The 18,907-nt window shown below is 69.5% G+C and carries 10 protein-coding genes; 8 read left to right on the forward strand and 2 right to left on the reverse strand.

Going from position 1 to position 18,907, the window contains the following annotated elements; all coding sequences use genetic code 11:
* Positions 1-27 precede the first annotated feature (27 nt).
* Complete coding sequence (locus tag AB5J49_RS34955) at positions 28-207, reverse strand: hypothetical protein (protein WP_369172844.1); 180 nt, start codon at positions 205-207, stop codon at positions 28-30.
* A 264-nt stretch (positions 208-471) separates the two neighbouring features.
* On the opposite strand from AB5J49_RS34955, the gene AB5J49_RS34960 reads away from it, so the two are divergent.
* The 6 genes from AB5J49_RS34960 (at position 472) to AB5J49_RS34985 (ending at position 13,618) form a co-directional block, all read left to right on the forward strand.
* A complete protein-coding gene (locus AB5J49_RS34960; RefSeq protein ID WP_369172845.1) occupies positions 472-4,107 on the forward strand; it encodes a helix-turn-helix domain-containing protein in 3,636 nt (1,211 codons plus the stop codon).
* Positions 4,108-4,362: 255 nt separating this feature from the next.
* Positions 4,363-5,013 carry a hypothetical protein gene (locus tag AB5J49_RS34965; protein WP_369172846.1) on the forward strand — a complete coding sequence of 217 codons (651 nt, stop codon included), beginning with the start codon at positions 4,363-4,365 and terminating at the stop codon, positions 5,011-5,013.
* A gap of 503 nt (positions 5,014-5,516) precedes the next feature.
* Positions 5,517-7,229 carry a diaminobutyrate--2-oxoglutarate transaminase family protein gene (locus AB5J49_RS34970; RefSeq protein WP_369172847.1) on the forward strand — a complete coding sequence of 571 codons (1,713 nt, stop codon included), beginning with the start codon at positions 5,517-5,519 and terminating at the stop codon, positions 7,227-7,229.
* Between the two features lie 596 nt (positions 7,230-7,825).
* Positions 7,826-10,126 carry an IucA/IucC family siderophore biosynthesis protein gene (locus tag AB5J49_RS34975; RefSeq protein WP_369175362.1) on the forward strand — a complete coding sequence of 767 codons (2,301 nt, stop codon included), beginning with the start codon at positions 7,826-7,828 and terminating at the stop codon, positions 10,124-10,126.
* Between the two features lie 159 nt (positions 10,127-10,285).
* Positions 10,286-11,110, forward strand: a complete 825-nt coding sequence (locus AB5J49_RS34980; RefSeq protein WP_369172848.1) for a GNAT family N-acetyltransferase — start codon at positions 10,286-10,288, stop codon at positions 11,108-11,110.
* Positions 11,111-11,626: 516 nt separating this feature from the next.
* The gene (locus tag AB5J49_RS34985) at positions 11,627-13,618 is read left to right on the forward strand and encodes an ATP-dependent DNA helicase (RefSeq protein ID WP_369172849.1); all 1,992 of its coding nucleotides are present in this window, start codon (positions 11,627-11,629) and stop codon (positions 13,616-13,618) included.
* A 189-nt stretch (positions 13,619-13,807) separates the two neighbouring features.
* Here the strand turns inward: AB5J49_RS34985 and lexA are convergent, their stop codons facing one another.
* Positions 13,808-14,584 (reverse strand): transcriptional repressor LexA, encoded by a 777-nt coding sequence (gene lexA, locus AB5J49_RS34990; RefSeq protein WP_369172850.1) that lies wholly within the window; start codon positions 14,582-14,584, stop codon positions 13,808-13,810.
* A gap of 566 nt (positions 14,585-15,150) precedes the next feature.
* Here lexA and nrdR point away from each other — a divergent pair.
* Positions 15,151-15,720 carry a transcriptional regulator NrdR gene (gene nrdR, locus AB5J49_RS34995; RefSeq protein WP_369172851.1) on the forward strand — a complete coding sequence of 190 codons (570 nt, stop codon included), beginning with the start codon at positions 15,151-15,153 and terminating at the stop codon, positions 15,718-15,720.
* 163 nt (positions 15,721-15,883) lie between these two features.
* Positions 15,884-18,778: a vitamin B12-dependent ribonucleotide reductase gene (locus tag AB5J49_RS35000; protein ID WP_369172852.1), complete on the forward strand. Its 2,895-nt coding sequence runs from the start codon at positions 15,884-15,886 to the stop codon at positions 18,776-18,778.
* The last annotated feature ends 129 nt before the right edge of the window (positions 18,779-18,907 follow it).

Here is an 18,907-nt window from a genome sequence, read left to right on the forward strand (position 1 = left end):
GTCGGCACCCTCCGACCTTCTGCACGTTCACCCGGCGCTCCGGGGCAGGCCGTGGCCGAGCAACGCGTCCACGCGCCCCCAACCGTCCAGCCGTGGCCGACGGCGGCGAATGGCGATGTGCACGGCGATGGACGCGGCGCCGTGCGCGGTGACGTGCACGGTGGTGGTCGGCGTTCGGCGGGGCCTGAGGGTGTGGGCGTGCGTCACGTGGTCCTCCTGAGGGGGGCACTGGGCTGAGCCGTGATGAGAGCGTCGGGATTCGGCGCGCCCGCTGCGATCGATGCTTCGGCGGCCGGCTTCAGGAGGGAAAGGGGTTGCCGGTTTCCTGTCGGCCCGGATACCAGGAAACCCACTCTGACCCTGGAATTCATCACTTCTGATGGCTGATCCGTGGCGCGGCGTTACCGCCCCGTCCCGGCGTCGTAGAAGGGGGCGCGAGGGCGACTCGGCCTGGCAGCTGGGAGGGTGTGCGTGGAATCCGAGGGAAACGACGGGGTGCCCGGTGACAACACGCCCCGTGACAACACGCCCCCTGACGACACTCCCCGTGAAATTGCGCCCGGTGACAGCACGTTCGGTACGGAGCTGCGCCGACGGCGTCAGGCGAAGGGGCTGGCCCTGGCGGGGCTCGCGGAGAAGCTGAGGACGGGCAAGGGATATCTGAGCCGCCTGGAGCGCGGGTTGCAGCGGCCCAGCGAGGCGTTCGCACGGGCTTGTGATCAGGCGCTCGGCGCGGACGGTGCCCTGCTCGCGCTGGCGGTGGGACCGGGCGTGGGCCGCTGCCCGTTTCCGGGACTGACCTCGTTCCGGACGGAGGACGCGCGCTGGTTCTTCGGCCGGGAGCGCGCGGTCGCCGATCTGCTCGGGCTGCTGGCCGACCCCCGTACCGCAGGGCTCCCGGCCGTGCTGATCGGCCCGTCCGGCATCGGAAAGTCGTCGCTGCTACGAGCGGGACTGGCCGTGGCGGTCGCCCGTGGTGCGCTGCCCGAGCGGCAGCCCGGCGCGCCCACGGTGCTGTACATGACGCCCACCGCACGGCCGTGGGAGGAACTGCGCTCCCAGGTCGAACAGCGGCCGCTGGAGTCGTATGCCTTGGTCATCGTGGACCAGTTCGAAGAGCTGTTCGCTCTCTGCCTCGACGAGGCCGAACGCGTGCGGTTCATCGGCGAACTGTGCGCGCGAGCCGCCGACGGGCTGTCCGTCGCCATCGGTCTGCGGGCCGACTTCTACGGCCACTGTCTCGCCCATCCACCGCTGCTCGCCGCGCTGCGGACGCGCACGCTGCCGCTTGGCCCGATGAGCCCCGAAGAACTCCGGCAGGCGATCACCGAACCGGCCGCCACAGCGGGACTGGTACTGGAGCCAGGCCTGGTGGAGGTGCTGCTGCGTGACCTCGGGGCCGTCGGCGGCACAGGCACATGCGAAGCCGCGAGCCTGCCCCTGCTGTCCCACGCGCTGCGCACCACCTGGCAGCAGCGAGTGGACGACACCCTGACGGTGGCCGGGTACGAACGGACCGGGGGCGTGCACGGGGCGGTGGCCGCGACGGCCGAGCGTGTTCACGGGCTGCTGCCCCCGGAGCACCAGGACATCGCGCGCCCGCTCCTGCTGAACCTGGTGCGTGTGGGGGACGCCGGGGACGACACCCGCAACCGGACCGGCCGGGCCGAGCTGATCGAGCTGACCGCGGCCGGCGTGCCGGGCGCGCGGGCCGAGGATGTCGCCGCCGTCGTGGAGGCGTTCACCGGGGCCCGGCTGCTGACAGCCGACGCCGACCACGTGGAGATCAGCCATGAGGCTCTGCTGTGGGCGTGGCCGCGACTGCGCGAGTGGATCGACGGCGACCGTGCCCGGCTCAGGCTCCATCAGCGGCTCGCGGAGGCGGCCCGTATCTGGCACGAGGAGGGCAGGGACGTCGCACTCCTGCTGCGCGGTGCCCGTCTGGCCACGGTGTCGGACTGGCTGGACGAACACACCGGCGCGCATCCCGTGCTGCGGCCGGTGGAACGCGAGTTCCTGCGCGCCTGCCGGACGTACGAGGAAGCCGAGCGGGAAGCCGAACGCCGCCGCAACCGCAGATTGTGGCAACTGGTCGCAGGACTCGCCGTGCTCCTGGTCATCGCCCTGACGAGCGGGCTGCTCGCGGCGCAGAAGTCCGGCGAGGCCCAACGGCGCACCGGCGAGGCCGAGCAACAGAAGCACCGGGCGCTGGCCGCTCTCCTGTCCAGCGAGGCACGGCGGCTCGCCCACGCCCGGCCGGAGCTCTCCGCACTTCTCGCAGTCGCAGCGTACGAGCACGAACAGACCGCACAGTCACGGGGGACGCTGCTCAGCACACAGGCCCAGGGATTCGTGGGGCGGCTGTCCGACCCCCGGTACAAGGACATGCTGTGGTCGGCCGGCCTCAGCGACGACGGCCGCGTCCTCGCCGGCAGCGACGGCAGCGGACGCGCACTGATCTGGGACGTACGCCGCCACAAGCCGATGCACGTGATCGACGGCCTCCCCAGCAAGCTCCGCGCTGTCGCCATCAGCCCGGACGGCACCAGGGTCGCTGGGATCAGCGAGGACGGCACACTGCGGCTGTGGGACGCCCGATCCGGACGACAACTGGCGCGCACGGCCGCCGCGCCCCCCGGCACACCCGGCTGGGGGGCGCTGGAGTTCAGCAGGGACGGCAGCATCGTGGCCGTGGCCGGCGCCGGAGTCCAACTCCGCCTGGTGGACGGGCTCAAGAAGACCGATTCCCCCGCCTCGACCACCGGCCTGGTCGGACTGGCCCTGCATCCCGACCGCAACACGATCGCCGGCGCCGGGTGGGACGGCAAGGTCCATGTGTGGCAACGGTCGGACGACGGATTCATCACCGCTCCGCTCAGCCTCGACGGAGGATCGGAGGACGTGTTCGACGTCGACTTCAGTCCGGACGGCGCACTGCTGGCCGCCGCGGGCAGGGACGGCGTCGTCCGGCTCTGGCGCACCTCCGACTGGCAGCCCGCAGGGGTTCTCGAGGGGCACAGCGGCGAGGTCTGGCGGCTCGCCTTTCGCGCGGACGGGAGGGTGCTCGCCTCGGCCGGAGAGGACCAGCAGGTTCTGCTCTGGGACGTCCAGGCCCGCCGGCGCCTTGCCTCTCTGGGCGGTCACAGCGCCTCCGTGCACTCGGTGTCCTTCTCCCGCGACGGGCTGCTGGCCAGCGGAGGAAGCGACCGGACCGCGGCCCTGTGGGACACCACCGGCTGGGTGGGTGACGGTTGCGGGACCGGCGCCGAGCCACCCCAGGCAGCGGCTTACGGCACCGGAGGCCTGGCCGTCGCGGGCGGCGGCACCATCACGTATCGCAGCTCCGGCCAGTGCCGCACCCTCCACATGGAGCCAGGACCGGTACGCGGCCTGGCCCGCGGCGGACAGCTCATCGCCGCGGGCGGCGACGCCGGCACGTTCCGGGTCTGGGACCTGCGACGTCGCCCCGACAAACCCCACAAGCTCGACCCCGACGACGCTCCCGAGAGCTATCGATACCAGTACGGGGCGGCTGTCAGCCCGGACGGCACCCTTGTCGCCGTGGGCGGCTACAGCAACACGATTCGAGCCTGGACCATGACCGCCGACGGGCCCGCCCCCCTACAGCGCTGGAAGGCGATCGGGACCGTCTGGGCACTCACCTTCAGCCCCGACAACCGCACGCTCGCCATCGGAGCTGACCGTGTGGTCGACCTCGCCAGTCCCGGCGACAGGGGAAATGTTCAAAGGTTCGCGTCCCTCTCCGCACCGGTGACCGCGCTCGCCTACGGCGACGGGGGCAGGACCCTGGCCATCGGGACCAAGGACGGCACCGTGGAGCTCTGGGACGTCCACACCCGTAGACGGACCCTCACGCTGACCACCCACGAAGGCGCCGTGCGCGCCTTGCACTTCACGCCTCAAGGCGACCGCATCGCCATCGTCGGAGAACCTGGATCAGCCCGCTGGTGGACCCTGGACACGGCCTGGGCCCGGAGGCACGCCTGCCGGACCGCCTCGGCACCGGACCCGCAGGAGTGGCAGCGCCTCCTTCCCGATGTGAGCCGATCAGAGGTACTGCAAGCAACCCCCTGCCGGAACGAATAACAGAACTTCCCCTTCCCTTTCCCCTGTAACTTCCCCTGCCATTTCCACTTCCGCTTCCGCTTCCGCTTCCACGAGATTCTCTCCGAATCCCTCTCATCCCTCCCGGACCCGTGAATTTCCTCGGTTCGCTGGCGTTTCCTGATTCTTCCTCGACTGAGAAACCGGCAACTCCTTCCGCCTGCCGGACGGTCGGCCGAAACATCTGTCGCGGCGGGCGCCACAGCCCGCCTCACCACAGATGTGAGGAGAAACGGGATGCATCACAGCACCCTTCACGCCGCCGTGGTCGCGAGCACGGCAACACTGGCTCTGCTCGTCCCGGCCGGCGGCACCGCCAGTGCCACGCAAACGGAAACGTCGGCACCGCAGTCCACCAAGGCCGTCAGCACGCCTCACCGGATCGACCGGCCGGGGTCGATCAGTGGCGAGGCCGCGTCCGCAGCGCCCCGGGCCCGAGTCTGCCTGGTCATCGACCCGAGCTTCGCGGGTGTGGGTCACGTCGGCTGGATGGTTCAGGACACTGCCCGCAACCGCTGGGTGGGCGGCGCCACCGAAGACGGCCGCAGGGCACAGCCCGGTGCCACCCCCGACCGTGCGGCGGGCGGCAGCTGGTCCGCCCGTGGCACCTACCGCGCCATCATCGACACCTTCAAGTCCAAGCGGGGCGGCTACGCGAAGATGCGCTGCCGGTACTCCCGGCACGGCGACGCGAACAACGCGGTCAAGGTCTTCAACCTCAGCACCTACCGCGCCTATTCGCTGACGACGGACAACTGCCTGACCCGTTCGGTGGGAGCCTTCAAGGCGTACTCGACGGAATTCAGCCACCTTCCCAGCGGGAAGTACACCCGCCCCAACGACTACTACGACAACGACCTGAGGGGCTGGACGACAGTCCGCCTCTGAGGCCGCCCCAAGGTGCTCGGGATCCGCTCCGCCCAGCGGATCCCGACACCGCATCGGCTCCACACCATCGACCCGACCAGTCCATCCCTCTGGGTCTCCGGCCCTGGACTGGCTCTCGCCCAGGTCGCTCGAGCGGGCGGCGGTGTGCAGCGCGCCGTCCGCTGGATCGAACGTGGCCGTGTCCACTACCGGCGTCGGCCTGTGGGCGGGCGGGCGGGGGCGGGCGGGCGTCGGCCGGTCGGTTCGGCCGCCCTGCGCACAGTTTGCTTGCACCATGACGGACGTCCGCGAGCGACGCTTCCGCCACCGCAAGGATCTTGAAGCAACCCGTAACCCGGTGAACGGTCCGGGGTTGGTAGCGGTGGGGGGCCAGCTGCCTGTGTGCGGTCCCCAGTGCCCAGTTCCCCGGAGCTTCGAGTCGACGCTCGCGGGGCTTCGTATGTCGGGTGGGGCGAGGATGCGAGAGACCTGCTCGCCCCTGGACAGCGGGAGGACAGGGAGCCATGGCCGTGACCGAATCTTTGCGCGGGGGGACATCCGAGCCGACGGGGGCGCGTGCCGTGCACGAGGGCATCCTGCGGCGCCAGTCGGCGCGTGAGTCGGCGGCGCGGACCTACGCGCGTGCACTGCCGATCGTGCCCGTACGGGCACGTGGGCTGACCATCGAGGGGGCGGACGGCCGCCGCTACTTGGACTGCCTCTCCGGCGCCGGGACGCTGGCCCTCGGACACAATCACCCCGTGGTCCTGGAGGCCATCCGCAAGGTTCTCGACTCGGGCGCACCCCTGCACGTCCTCGACCTGGCGACCCCCGTCAAGGACGCCTTCATCACCGAGCTCTTCCACACTCTTCCGCCCGGTCTCGCCGACCGCGCGCGCGTGCAGTTCTGCGGACCGGCCGGCACCGACGCGGTGGAGGCCGCCTTCAAGCTCGTCCGGGCCGCGACCGGACGTACCGGAATCCTCGCTTTCAGCGGCGCCTACCACGGGATGACCGCCGGAGCGCTCGAAGCATCCGGGGGTGCCTTCGATGTACGGGTCGCCCGCCTGCCCTACCCGCAGGACTACCGCTGCCCCTTCGGTATCGGCGGCGAACGCGGCGCCGAACTCGCCGCCCGCTGGACCGAGTCCGTCCTCGACGACCCCAAGTCGGGCGTGCCGCACCCCGCTGGGATGATCCTCGAACCCGTCCAGGGCGAGGGCGGAGTGATCCCCGCGCCGGAGGGGTGGATGCGGCGCATGCGGCAGATCACCGCCGACCGTGCCATCCCACTGATCGCTGACGAGGTCCAGACGGGGGTCGGCCGCACCGGCTCCTTCTGGGCGGTGGAGCACAGTGGCGTCACCCCCGACGTAATGGTCCTCTCCAAGGCCATCGGAGGGAGCCTGCCCCTGGCGGTCATCGTCTATCGCGACGACCTCGACGCTTGGCAACCCGGCGCCCACGCCGGCACGTTCCGCGGCAACCAGCTCGCCATGGCCGCCGGCACGGCGACGCTCGCCTACGTCCGCGAGAACGGCCTCGCCGCGCGGGCGGGCGAACTCGGCTCGCGAATGATGCTGCAACTCCAGCAACTCGCAGGGGAGTTCGCGTGCATAGGAGATGTGCGGGGGAGGGGCTTGATGATCGGGGTCGAGGTGGTTGACCCAGAGCACGATTCCGAGCACGGCGAGGGACGATCGGTGCCACTGGCGGCGATTGACGGGGCTGGCGGCGGATCGGAGCTTCTGACTGCTCTGGGAGGGAACGAGGTTGGACGTGCCCTTGAGCAGGCCGAGTCGGATGCTTCGTTCGACATCGGCCTGCCCGGAGGCGGTGGGTCGGGCGCCCTGGTGGGCCTCGACCCTGCCCGGAGCACGGGCGGCTCCTCGGCGGACGCCAACCCCACTGGTCGAGGAGCAACTGCGGCGGCAGCGCTGCACTCGGATCGCCACCCTCGCCCCGCCGCCCCCGAACTCGCGGCCGCCATCCAGCGGGAGTGCCTGCGACGTGGCCTGATCGTCGAACTCGGCGGCCGCCACGCCAGCGTAGTACGTCTGCTTCCGCCCCTGACCATCAGCGACGAGCAGGCGGCCGCAGTGCTGGACCGACTGTCCGACGCGGTGGCCGCGGTGTCCCACAGCCACACCCATCACGACGCGTTCGGTGCGGACCGGATGCACCAGCCGACCCCGGGCCCCCGGCGACAGGGCGACCGCACCGACCGGGCGGGGTAACGCTGCGCCCGATGGGGTGCGCCAGTACGCACCCCGCCCGGAGCCGTCGCATCGGCGTCCGCCGACCGCCCCACTCCCGGGCCACAGCTCGCCTTCGAACGACACATCACGCCCCATCGGAACCTCGCCCCTCATCGAAACCACCGCCGACCGAAAACACCGCCAACCGAGACCGCTTCCAACTGCCCTCCTCCAACCCCCATTCGAAGCGAGGGTCCCTCAAGCCCACGCCCACCCTCACCGCAGTACGGCGGCCGTCGCCGCGCGTCAGAACCAGTTCACGAGGACCAGCCTTGACCACGACCCCCGCACCCGACGGCCGCCCCGACACTCGCGCGCGATGCTCCGCCGACCCAGACCTGTCCCAGCAGGAGCCGCTTGCGTCTCGGAGCGCGGTGGCTCCTCAGGGGCAGGGGCCTGCCCCCGCCCAGCCAGGCACTTCCCGGCAGAAGGGAGGCACGCGACAGGGCGGAGACGCATCTCAGGGAGGCGACGCTCCTCCAGGACGGGACGCGCCGCAGGAACCGGCGTCGGCGCAGGAAGCTGCCGGCGCACAGGCCTCGGCCCGTGCGCCGAGGCAGGGAGGCGCCCCGGACATTGAGCGGCCGCCGGGTGCCGCCGCCTCAGACCTCCTGGAGCACCCCGACCCACACATCGCAGCCCAGGCCGCCGCCGTGGAGAACCTGCTCCGCTGCTGGGTCCGCGAGACCAACGTCCCGGCACCCGACAACGGGACCCTCCGTATCCCCTTGCCCGCCACCGGTACGGCCCTGCTGATCCCGGTCCACTACTGGTCCCAGGCGGGCTGGCACCGCTTCGGCCTCCCACACCTGGCGGACGCCCCGGCTCAGTCCCCACCGACCGACGCGGTCACCCTTGCTGCCCTACTCATCAGGGAGGCGCTGGGGGGAAGCAACCCTGCCGCCATGGCTACGGTCGCCGACCCGTCGGCTGGGAGCAGCATTTCGACGAGCGCTGGGCGTGTATCAGCTCGCCCGATTTCCGCGAGCGTTCGCCCTTCGCCGGCGTCCGATAGGGCGACTGACGCGACGGATGCGACTGACGCGACGGATGCGACTGAGGCGACGGATGCGACGCGACCTTTCCGAGCCGCGACTGCTCCTCTCCCAGGGACACCCGCAAAGTCCGTGCCCGCTGTCTCCTCTGTCCCCGGGGCTTCCTGCTCCGACCCTTCCTGCTCCGACCCTTCCTGCTCCGACCCTTCCTGCTCCGACCTTTCCTCCACTGGTTCTGGCCCCGTCTCCTCCACGGTGCCTGGCTCCGCTGCCGCCGCCTCCTCCAGCTCTGGCCCGTCGTCCTCCTGCGTCCCTGGACCCTCCGTCTCCGCGCTCGCCGCCGTATCCCCAACCCCCGCCGCTCCGAGGCCCGCAGCCCTGACCGTCCCCGTAATCTCCACGGACACCGACCTCGTTGCCCGCGTCGCCGACTCCGTCCGACGAACCGCCACCTTCATCAGCGAGCGCCGTGCTCACCCCGCCGACGGCCCTGACATCTTCCTCGCGGCCGAGCAGGCGCTCACGTTCGGACACCCTCTCCACCCGACGCCGAAGAGCCGCGAGGGTCTGTCCGAGGCCGAAGCGCCGCTGTATTCGCCCGAGTTGCGCGGCTCCTTCCCATTGCACTGGATGGCTGTCGCCCCTGCCCTGCTCGCCACTGACTCGGCATGGACCGAGCGTGGCCGTATCGTCCCGGCGGCCCAGCTCATGGTCCGCCTCGCCGGGCCTGAGTTGCCGTTGCCGGACGGGTGCGTGGCCCTGCCCATGCACCCCTGGCAACTGCGCGAGATCCAGCACCGCCCCGAGACTGAGGCCCTGCTCGATGCCGGACTGCTCCGGGACCTCGGCGCCCACGGCGCCCCTTGGCATCCCACCTCCTCCGTAAGAACCGTCCACAGATCTGATGCCACCGCCATGCTCAAACTCTCGCTGGGCCTGCGCATCACCAACTCCCGCCGTGAGAACCTCCGGAAGGAACTGCACCGTGGCGTCGAGGTCCACCGACTCCTGCGCAGCGGCCTCTCGACGCGGTGGCAGGCCGCGCACCCGGGATTCGACATCGTTCGCGATCCGGCATGGCTCGCCGTGGACGGGCCGGACGGCGTCCCCGTAACCGGCTTCGACGTGATGATCCGGCACAACCCGTTCAGGTCATCCGACGACGTGGCCTGCGTAGCCGGACTCGTTTCACCCCGATCACCCCGACCTCACGCACAGGCCGATGCCCTCGCGGGCCCTAACCCGTGGGACACGGTGCCCCCGCGGTCCCGTCTGGCCGAGCTCGTCACTCGCCTCGCCCATCGAACAGGTCGCCCACTCAGGGCGGTTGTCGCCGAGTGGTTCCTGCGCTACCTCGAGCAGGTCGTCCGCCCCGTGTTGTGGCTCGATGCCGAGGCGGGAATCGCTCTGGAAGCACACCAGCAGAACACGCTGGTCCTGCTGGACGGTGACGGCTGGCCTTCGGGGGGTCGTTACCGAGACAACCAGGGCTACTACTTCCGTGAGTCCCGGCGCGCGGCACTCGACGCCCGGATGCCCGGCATCGGCGAGCAAAGCGACACCTTCGTCTCGGACGAGGTCGCCGACGAACGCTTCGCCTACTACCTCGCGATCAACAACGTGCTCGGTCTCATTGGAGCGTTCGGCTCGCAGCGTCTCGCGGACGAACAGCTGCTGCTCGCAGCCTTCCGCCGCTTCCTTGGCGAGGTGGCCTCCGGAGCAGCCCGGCTGCGCACATCACTGCCCGCCCACCTGCTCGACTCACCTGTCCTGCGCTGCAAGGCCAACCTGTTGACCCGGCTGCACGGCCTCGACGAACTCGTCGGTCCGGTCGACACCCAGTCCGTCTACGTCACCATCGCCAACCCCCTGCATTCCTGACCATCACGGTCCCCTCCTAGTCATGCCGCCCCGCACTTCTGACCATGGTCGACCACCACCGGTCGCCTCCTGCGCTCCTGATCACCGCCTCCGGCTTTCGCCAATTCCCTTCATCCCTGAGGAACATGACCCATCCCGCCTCTTGAGAGGAGCGTCGCCGTGCCTTCCACCGACGCAAGCGCCAATGCCGGTACCGTCCCTGTCACCGATCTCTGCACCGCCGCGAGCCCGGGGGCTCGTGAGTGCCGTATCGCCCCGGCAACCGGCGCGGGCGCAGACAGTGAGGACACGCTGGACCTGCACCTGCCCGACGAACTCGTCGCGCTCTTCGCGGAGGGCGCCGCAGCCGCTGGGGAGCGAAAGCCAGGCACAACAGGCACGGCCACACCTCCCTCGCTCCTCGCTACCGGCGAGGATCTACTCGACCGCGTTGCCGACTGGGGGCCGATCAGTACACCTGCAGGAGCCCTTCACCTTGTCCCCGTGCGGATCGAACGGGATCTTTCGATCATCAGCCGGTGGATGAACGACCCCGCCGTCGCAGCGTTCTGGGGGCTTGAGGGACCCCGGAACGCGATTGAAGAGCACCTGCGGTCTCAGCTTTCCGGTGATGGACGCAGCGTCCCGTGCCTGGGCATGCTGGACGGCACGCCGATGAGCTACTGGGAGATCTACCGAGCCGACCTCGACCCGCTGGCCCGGTACTACGCGGCTCGGCCCCATGACACCGGCGTCCATCTCCTCATCGGTGCTGTTGGCGATCGCGGCTGCGGACTCGGCGGAACTCTGCTTCGAGCCGTCGTCGACCTCATGCTCGACAAGCGGCCCGCCTGCGCTCGCATCGTCGCTGAACCCGACATTCGCAACACCCCTTCCGTCGCTGCTTTCCTGAGCGCCGGATTCCGGTTCTCCGTCGAGGTCGACCTGCCCACCAAGCGGGCCGCCCTCATGGTCAGAGACCGGAGCCTGCGCCATCTGCTGTGACGCCATGTCGCGACGTCATCACTTTTGGTACACCGCTCGCGCCGATCCGGTTCCCACTCTCGACGAACCGAATTCAGGCCGAGCCGGTTTCCCCTGACCGCCGTCATTCCCCGCGGCGCACGGTGCACGGGGCCGACCCCGCCGCCCCACGACAGTCGACCTGGCTCCTGCCGGCAGCCGCCCTGGCTCCCCCCTCGCAACCGATCCTGATCCCCATCGCAGGCCGAACCACCACTGCAGTCGAACAAGCCGATCAACCCACGAGGCGCCCGGCGCCTCACCAGGGCCGGCCGATCCCGAACAATCACGAATCGCGCCAGCCACATCCGAACCGACCTCGACCACACACGAACCGTCCCTGACCTCGATCGAACCGATCCCACCCACACCCGAACCGACCCCACCCACACCCGAACCGATCCGATCTCCACCTGAGGAACTCCCGGTCTTGATCCCGCTCCCCTCCTCCACCGCGCTCGCCCGTTTGTCAGTGCCGGGCCGTAGGGTGGTCGCGCTATGACAAAGCCCTCACTCCCCGAACTCCTGCATGCTGCCGTCACTGCCGTCGGCGGCACGGAGCGCCCCGGCCAGGTGACCATGGCCGAATCCGTCGCGGAGGCGATCGACGGCAGCTCCCATCTGCTGGTCCAGGCCGGCACCGGCACCGGAAAGTCGCTGGGCTACCTCGTGCCAGCGCTCGCGCACGGGGAGCGCGTCGTCGTCGCGACGGCCACCCTGGCTCTGCAGCGCCAGCTCGTGGAGCGGGACCTGCCGCGCACCGTCGAGGCGCTGCATCCACTGCTGCGGCGTCGGCCCGAGTTCGCGATGCTCAAGGGCAGGTCGAACTACCTGTGCCTGCACCGTCTGCACGAGGGCGTCCCCCAGGACGAGGAGGAGGGCCTCTTCGACCAGTTCGAGGCGGCCGCACCCACCAGCAAGTTGGGGCAGGACCTGCTGCGGCTGCGTGACTGGGCGGACGAGACGGAGACGGGCGATCGTGACAACCTGACTCCCGGCGTGTCCGACCGGGCCTGGGCGCAGGTGTCGGTGTCGTCCCGGGAGTGCCTGGGCGCGTCGAAGTGCGCGTACGGTGCCGAGTGCTTCGCCGAGATGGCCCGTGAGCGCGCCAAGCTCGCGGAGGTCGTCGTCACCAACCACGCGCTGCTCGCGATCGACGCCATCGAAGGCGCCCCGGTCCTCCCACAGCACGAGGTTCTGATCGTCGACGAGGCGCACGAACTGGTCTCCCGGGTCACCGGAGTCGCCACCGGCGAACTCACTCCCGGCCAGGTCAACCGTGCGGTACGCCGCGCCGCGAAACTCGTCAACGAGAAGGCCGCCGACCAGCTCCAGACCGCCGCCGAGGGCTTCGAGCGGCTGATGGAGCTGGCCCTGCCTGGACGCCTGGAGGAGATTCCCGAGGACCTCGCCTACGCGCTCATGGCGCTGCGTGATGCCTGCCGCACCGTCATCTCCGGGATCGGCGCCACCCGCGACAAGTCCGTGCAGGACGAGGACGCGGTCCGCAAACAGGCGCTGGCCTCCGTCGAGACCGTGCACGACGTGGCGGAGCGGATCACCAACGGTTCGGAGTGGGACGTCGTCTGGTACGAGCGTCACGACCGCTTCGGAGCGTCCCTGCGCGTGGCCCCCATGTCCGTTTCGGGCCTCCTGAGGGAGAAGCTCTTCGCGGACCGCTCGGTAGTCCTGACCTCCGCGACCTTGAAGCTGGGCGGCGACTTCAACGGCGTCGGCGCATCCCTGGGCCTCGCCCCCGAGGGCACGGAGGGTGACGAGCTCCCGCAGTGGAAGGGCGTGGACGTAGGTTCGCCCTTCGACTACCGCAAGCAGGGCATCCTGTATGTCGCCAAGCACCTGTCACGCCCCGCGCGCGACGGCGACCGCGTGGACATGCTCGATGAGCTGACCGAACTGATCCAGGCGGCCGGCGGCCGCACGCTCGGCCTGTTCTCTTCGATGCGGGCCGCCCAGCTGGCCGCCGAGGAACTTCGCTCCCGCATCCCAGAGTTCCCGATCCTCCTTCAGGGCGAGGAGACGCTCGGCGAACTGATCAAGAACTTCGCGGCCGACCCGAGGACCTGCCTCTTCGGCACGCTGTCCCTGTGGCAGGGCGTCGACGTGCCCGGCCCCAGCTGCCAGCTGGTCGTCATGGACAAGATCCCCTTCCCGCGCCCCGACGACCCCCTGATGAGCGCCCGCCAGAAGGCCGTGGAGGACGCCGGCGGCAACGGCTTCATGGCGGTCGCCGCCACCCACGCGGCGCTGCTCATGGCCCAGGGCGCCGGCCGCCTCGTGCGGGCGTCAGGGGACCGCGGCGTGGTCGCCATCCTGGACCAGCGGCTGGCCACTGCCCGGTACGGGAGCTATCTGAAGGCGTCACTGCCCGACTTCTGGTACACGACGGACCGTAATCAGGTCCGGAAGTCCCTGGCCACGATCGATGCGGCGGCGCAGAAGGCGGAGGCGGAGGCGGAACAGCCACAGTGATCGGGGGGTGGCCTGTCGCAGCGCTGCGACAGCCCACCCCCCGATCAGGAAATTCGGTGGTGTCGGGCCCTGCACAGCACAGCGCCTGGAACGGCACGGGGCCCGGAACAGCACAGGGCCCCGGAACCGGCGCAGGGGTCCCGGGGCCCGGTCAGGGGGCGACGCCTTCGGCTTCGCCCGCCGCGGCCGTCACACGCGCCGCAGCACTGCCACCACCTTGCCCAGGATGGTTGCGTCGTCGCCGGGGATCGGCTCGTACGCGGAGTTGTGCGGGAGCAGCCAGACGTGGCCGTCCTCGCGCTTGAAGCGCTTGACCGTGGCCTCGCCGTCGAGCATCGCGGCCACGATGTCGCCGTTCTCGGCGACCGGCTGGCGCCGGACCGTGACCCAGTCGCCGTCGCAGATCGCGGCCTCGATCATCGAGTCACCGACGACCTTCAGTACGAACAGCTCACCGTCGCCGACCAGCTGCCGGGGAAGCGGGAAGACGTCCTCGACCGACTCCTCCGCGAGGATCGGGCCACCGGCGGCGATACGGCCGACCAGCGGGACGTACGACGCGGCGGGCTTGCCGGCGGTGTCCGTGGGCTGCACGGCGGCCTGGTCGGAGCCGCGCACCTCGTATGCGCGCGGTCGGTGCGGGTCGCGGCGGAGGAAGCCCTTGCGCTCCAGTGCCATCAGCTGGTGTGCGACCGAGGACGTGCTCGACAGGCCGACCGCCTGGCCGATCTCCCGCATCGACGGCGGATAGCCACGCCGCTGCACTGAATCCCTGATGACCTCGATCACGCGGCGCTGCCGGTCGGTGAGCCCCGAGCTGTCCGCCCGGATGCCCGGAGGTCGGCCAGGGAGGGATCGCTTGTGTCCCTCGGGATTCATGGCTTCGTTCATCGCATGCACCGGCTCGAGTCGGCCCTGGGAGCGGTCCTGGGCAGTGATGGTGGCACTGTCTGCGGTGGTGGTCACGTCGGCCCCTCTCGATGGTCTCCCTGCTGCACAACGGTAGTTGCTTTCGAAAGGTTGCGCCAAACACACGTTCGAGTGAAAAATCGCGAATCCCCAGACGCGATCATGTGTCTGGGTGTATGGCTAACGCGCTGTCCGGCGGGCAAAAGGGCCCATTGTTGTACTCTTCACCGCCAGGGTGACGACCTCGTGGGTTGTCGCCCCAGTCTGCCATCCGGCATCAGTTCAAGCCGTGACCGACCCCCATCTGTGCGGGAGTCCCACGTCCCCTCCGTGTGGCGCTCACGGTATCTCCGTATGTGCCGCAGCGATACGTCTGTGCGTTCCGGTGCGCGCGGTGCGCCGGCGTGGCCGTACGGCGCGTGTCCATCCGGGCGCGACACGCGCGTGCAGCGTGCGTGTATGAGCCAATCCCCACATGTAGTGGTTGGATTGCGGCAGCAGCCCAGAAGTTGTGGTCCCCCCGGTCTTCGGACGCTCGGAGATCGCCTATGCTTGGGGCTGCTTCGAGGGGCCCATGAGGCCCAGCGAGGCTATTGAGTCTGCTGTGAGGAGGGTTGGGAAGTATGCACTGCCCCTTCTGCAGGCACCCCGACAGTCGCGTCGTCGACAGCCGTACGACCGACGACGGCACGTCGATCCGTAGGCGCCGCCAGTGTCCTGATTGCTCCCGTCGTTTCACGACCGTGGAGACATGCTCACTGATGGTGATCAAGCGGTCCGGAGTAACCGAGCCATTCAGCCGTACCAAGGTCATCAACGGCGTGCGCAAGGCATGCCAGGGGCGACCTGTCACCGAGGACGCGCTCGCGCAGCTCGGCCAGCGGGTCGAGGAGGCGGTGCGGGCCACCGGAAGCGCCGAGCTGACCACCCATGACGTAGGGCTGGCCATACTCGGCCCGTTGCAGGAGCTCGACCTCGTCGCCTATCTGCGATTCGCCTCCGTCTACCGGGCGTTCGACTCGCTCGAGGACTTCGAGGCTGCGATCGCGGAGCTCAGGGAGGCGACGGGACGCCCGGCCGCGGACGACGACGACCGCGAAGACGGCGCAGGCACTGTCGCGGGGAGCCAGGAAGACGAGCGCGGGTCCGGAGGGGCTGCACAGGTCCCCGTGCCCGCCACCGCCGCCGACTGAGGGCGGGCCGGATCCGGTTCGGACTTCGGATCCGGTCGACAGGCGGCGACGAAAGACCTGTTGCGGGCGGCAAGCAGAGGGTGCCCGCAGCACCAGACAGAACACCGTGCCACGGGGAACATCGGGGCACTTCAGGGCGTTTTAGCCCGTACAGGGAGGCGGCATGACAGAGACGGCGAGCGGTCCGGCACGGAGTTCCCGCGCCAAGGGCACCAAGGCGACCAAGGGACTGCGTATCGAGCGCATCCACACCACCCCTGGCGTGCACCCGTACGACGAGGTGGCCTGGGAGCGCCGTGACGTCGTCATGACCAACTGGCGCGACGGCTCGGTCAACTTCGAGCAGCGCGGCGTCGAGTTCCCCGACTTCTGGTCGGTGAACGCGGTCAACATCGTCACCAGCAAGTACTTCCGGGGCGCCGTCGGCACCCCGCAGCGCGAGGTGAGCCTGAAGCAGCTCATCGACCGCATCGTGAAGACGTATCGGAAGGCCGGCGAGGACTACAAGTACTTCGCCTCGCCCGCCGACGCCGAGATCTTCGAGCACGAGCTGGCCTACGCCCTCCTGCACCAGATCTTCAGCTTCAACAGCCCGGTTTGGTTCAACGTCGGCACGCCCCAGCCGCAGCAGGTCTCCGCCTGCTTCATCCTGTCCGTCGACGACTCCATGGAGTCGATCCTCGACTGGTACAAGGAAGAGGGCATGATCTTCAAGGGCGGCTCCGGCGCCGGCCTGAACCTCTCCCGCATCCGCTCCTCCAAGGAGCTGCTGTCCTCGGGCGGCAACGCCTCCGGTCCGGTCTCCTTCATGCGCGGTGCCGACGCCTCCGCAGGAACGATCAAGTCGGGTGGTGCCACCCGCCGCGCCGCCAAGATGGTCATCCTCGACGTCGACCACCCCGACATCGAGGACTTCATCGAGACCAAGGTGAAGGAAGAGGAGAAGATCCGCGCGCTGCGTGACGCGGGCTTCGACATGGACCTGGGCGGCGACGACATTACGTCCGTCCAGTACCAGAACGCCAACAACTCGGTCCGGGTGAACGACACGTTCATGAAGGCCGTGGAGTCGGGCGGCAAGTTCGGCCTCACGTCCCGCATGACCGGCGAGGTCATCGAAGAGGTCGACGCCAAGGTGCTGTTCCGCAAGATGGCGGAAGCCGCCTGGGCCTGCGCCGACCCGGGCATCCAGTACGACGACACCATCAACCACTGGCACACCTGCCCGGAGTCCGGCCGTATCAACGGCTCGAACCCCTGCAGCGAGTACATGCACCTGGACAACACGTCCTGCAACCTCGCCTCGCTGAACCTGATGAAGTTCCTGAAGGACGACGGCAAGGGCAACCAGTCCTTCGAGGTCGAGCGCTTCGCCAAGGTCGTCGAGCTCGTCATCACCGCGATGGACATCTCCATCTGCTTCGCGGACTTCCCGACGCAGAAGATCGGTGAGAACACGCGCGCGTTCCGCCAGCTCGGCATCGGCTACGCCAACCTCGGCGCCCTGCTGATGGCGACCGGCCACGCGTACGACTCCGACGGCGGCCGCGCCCTCGCCGGGGCCATCACCTCCCTGATGACCGGCACGTCGTACAAGCGCTCCGCCGAACTTGCCGCGGTCGTCGGCCCGTACGACGGTTACGCCCGCAACGCCCAGCCGCACCAGCGCGTCATGAAGCAGCACTCCGACGCCAACGCCGTGGCCGTCCGCATGGACGACCTGGACACGCCGGTGTGGGCCGCCGCCACGGAGGCCTGGCAGGACGTGCTGCGCCTCGGTGAGAAGAACGGTTTCCGTAACTCTCAGGCGTCCGTCATCGCCCCGACCGGCACCATCGGTCTGGCTATGTCCTGCGACACCACCGGTCTTGAGCCCGACCTCGCGCTGGTCAAGTTCAAGAAGCTGGTCGGCGGCGGCTCGATGCAGATCGTCAACGGCACCGTCCCGCAGGCCCTGCGCCGCCTGGGCTACCAGGAGGAGCAGATCGAGGCGATCGTCGCCCACATCGCCGATCACGGCAATGTCGTCGACGCCCCCGGCCTCAAGCACGAGCACTACGAGGTGTTCGACTGCGCCATGGGCGAGCGCTCCATCTCCGCGATGGGCCATGTCCGCATGATGGCCGCGATCCAGCCGTGGATCTCCGGCGCCCTGTCCAAGACGGTCAACATGCCGGAGTCGGCGACCGTCGAGGAGGTCGAGGAGATCTACTTCGAGGCCTGGAAGCTGGGCGTCAAGGCGCTCGCCATCTACCGCGACAACTGCAAGGTCGGCCAGCCCCTCTCCGCCAAAACCAAGGAGAAGGAGAAGACCGAGATCACGGAGAAGGCCGAAGCCACCATCCGCGAGACGGTCGAGAAGGTCGTCGAGTACCGCCCTGTCCGCAAGCGCCTTCCCAAGGGTCGTCCCGGCATCACGACGTCCTTCACGGTCGGCGGGGCCGAGGGTTACATGACGGCCAACTCCTACCCGGACGACGGTCTCGGCGAGGTCTTCCTGAAGATGTCCAAGCAGGGCTCGACGCTCGCGGGCATGATGGACGCGTTCTCGATCGCCGTCTCTGTGGGTCTGCAGTACGGCGTGCCGCTTGAGACGTACGTCTCGAAGTTCACCAACATGCGCTTCGAGCCGGCCGGCATGACGGACGACCCGGACGTGCGGATGGCGCAGTCGATCGTCGACTACATCTTCCGCCGCCTGGCGCTCGACTTCCTGCCCTTCGAGACGCGTTCCGCGCTCGGCATCCACTCCGCCGAGGAGCGTCAGCGCCACCTGGAGACGGGTTCGTACGAGCCGTCCGAGGACGAGGTCGACGTCGAGGGCCTGGCCCAGTCGGCGCCGCGCGCCCAGGAGCTGAAGGCCGTCGCCACCCCGAAGGCCGACGCCGAGACGGCCAAGCCCGCTCCGCAGCAGGCGCACACCAGCGCCGAGCTGGTGGAGATGCAGCTGGGTATCCAGGCCGACGCTCCGCTGTGCTTCTCCTGCGGTACGAAGATGCAGCGGGCCGGTTCCTGCTACATCTGCGAGGGCTGCGGGTCGACCAGCGGCTGCAGCTGACGCCGCGGGGCCTGGCCCCGAACGTCGGGTAGCCCTTGAGTGGCCCTGACGCAAGTCACACGAGAGGGGCGCCGACCATGTGTCGGCGCCCCTCTTCGTCGTAGTATCCCCGCGAGCCCGCGAACCGAC

Origin of the sequence: Streptomyces sp. R28, assembly GCF_041052385.1 — a bacterium.
In the GTDB taxonomy this organism is placed as follows: domain Bacteria; phylum Actinomycetota; class Actinomycetes; order Streptomycetales; family Streptomycetaceae; genus Streptomyces.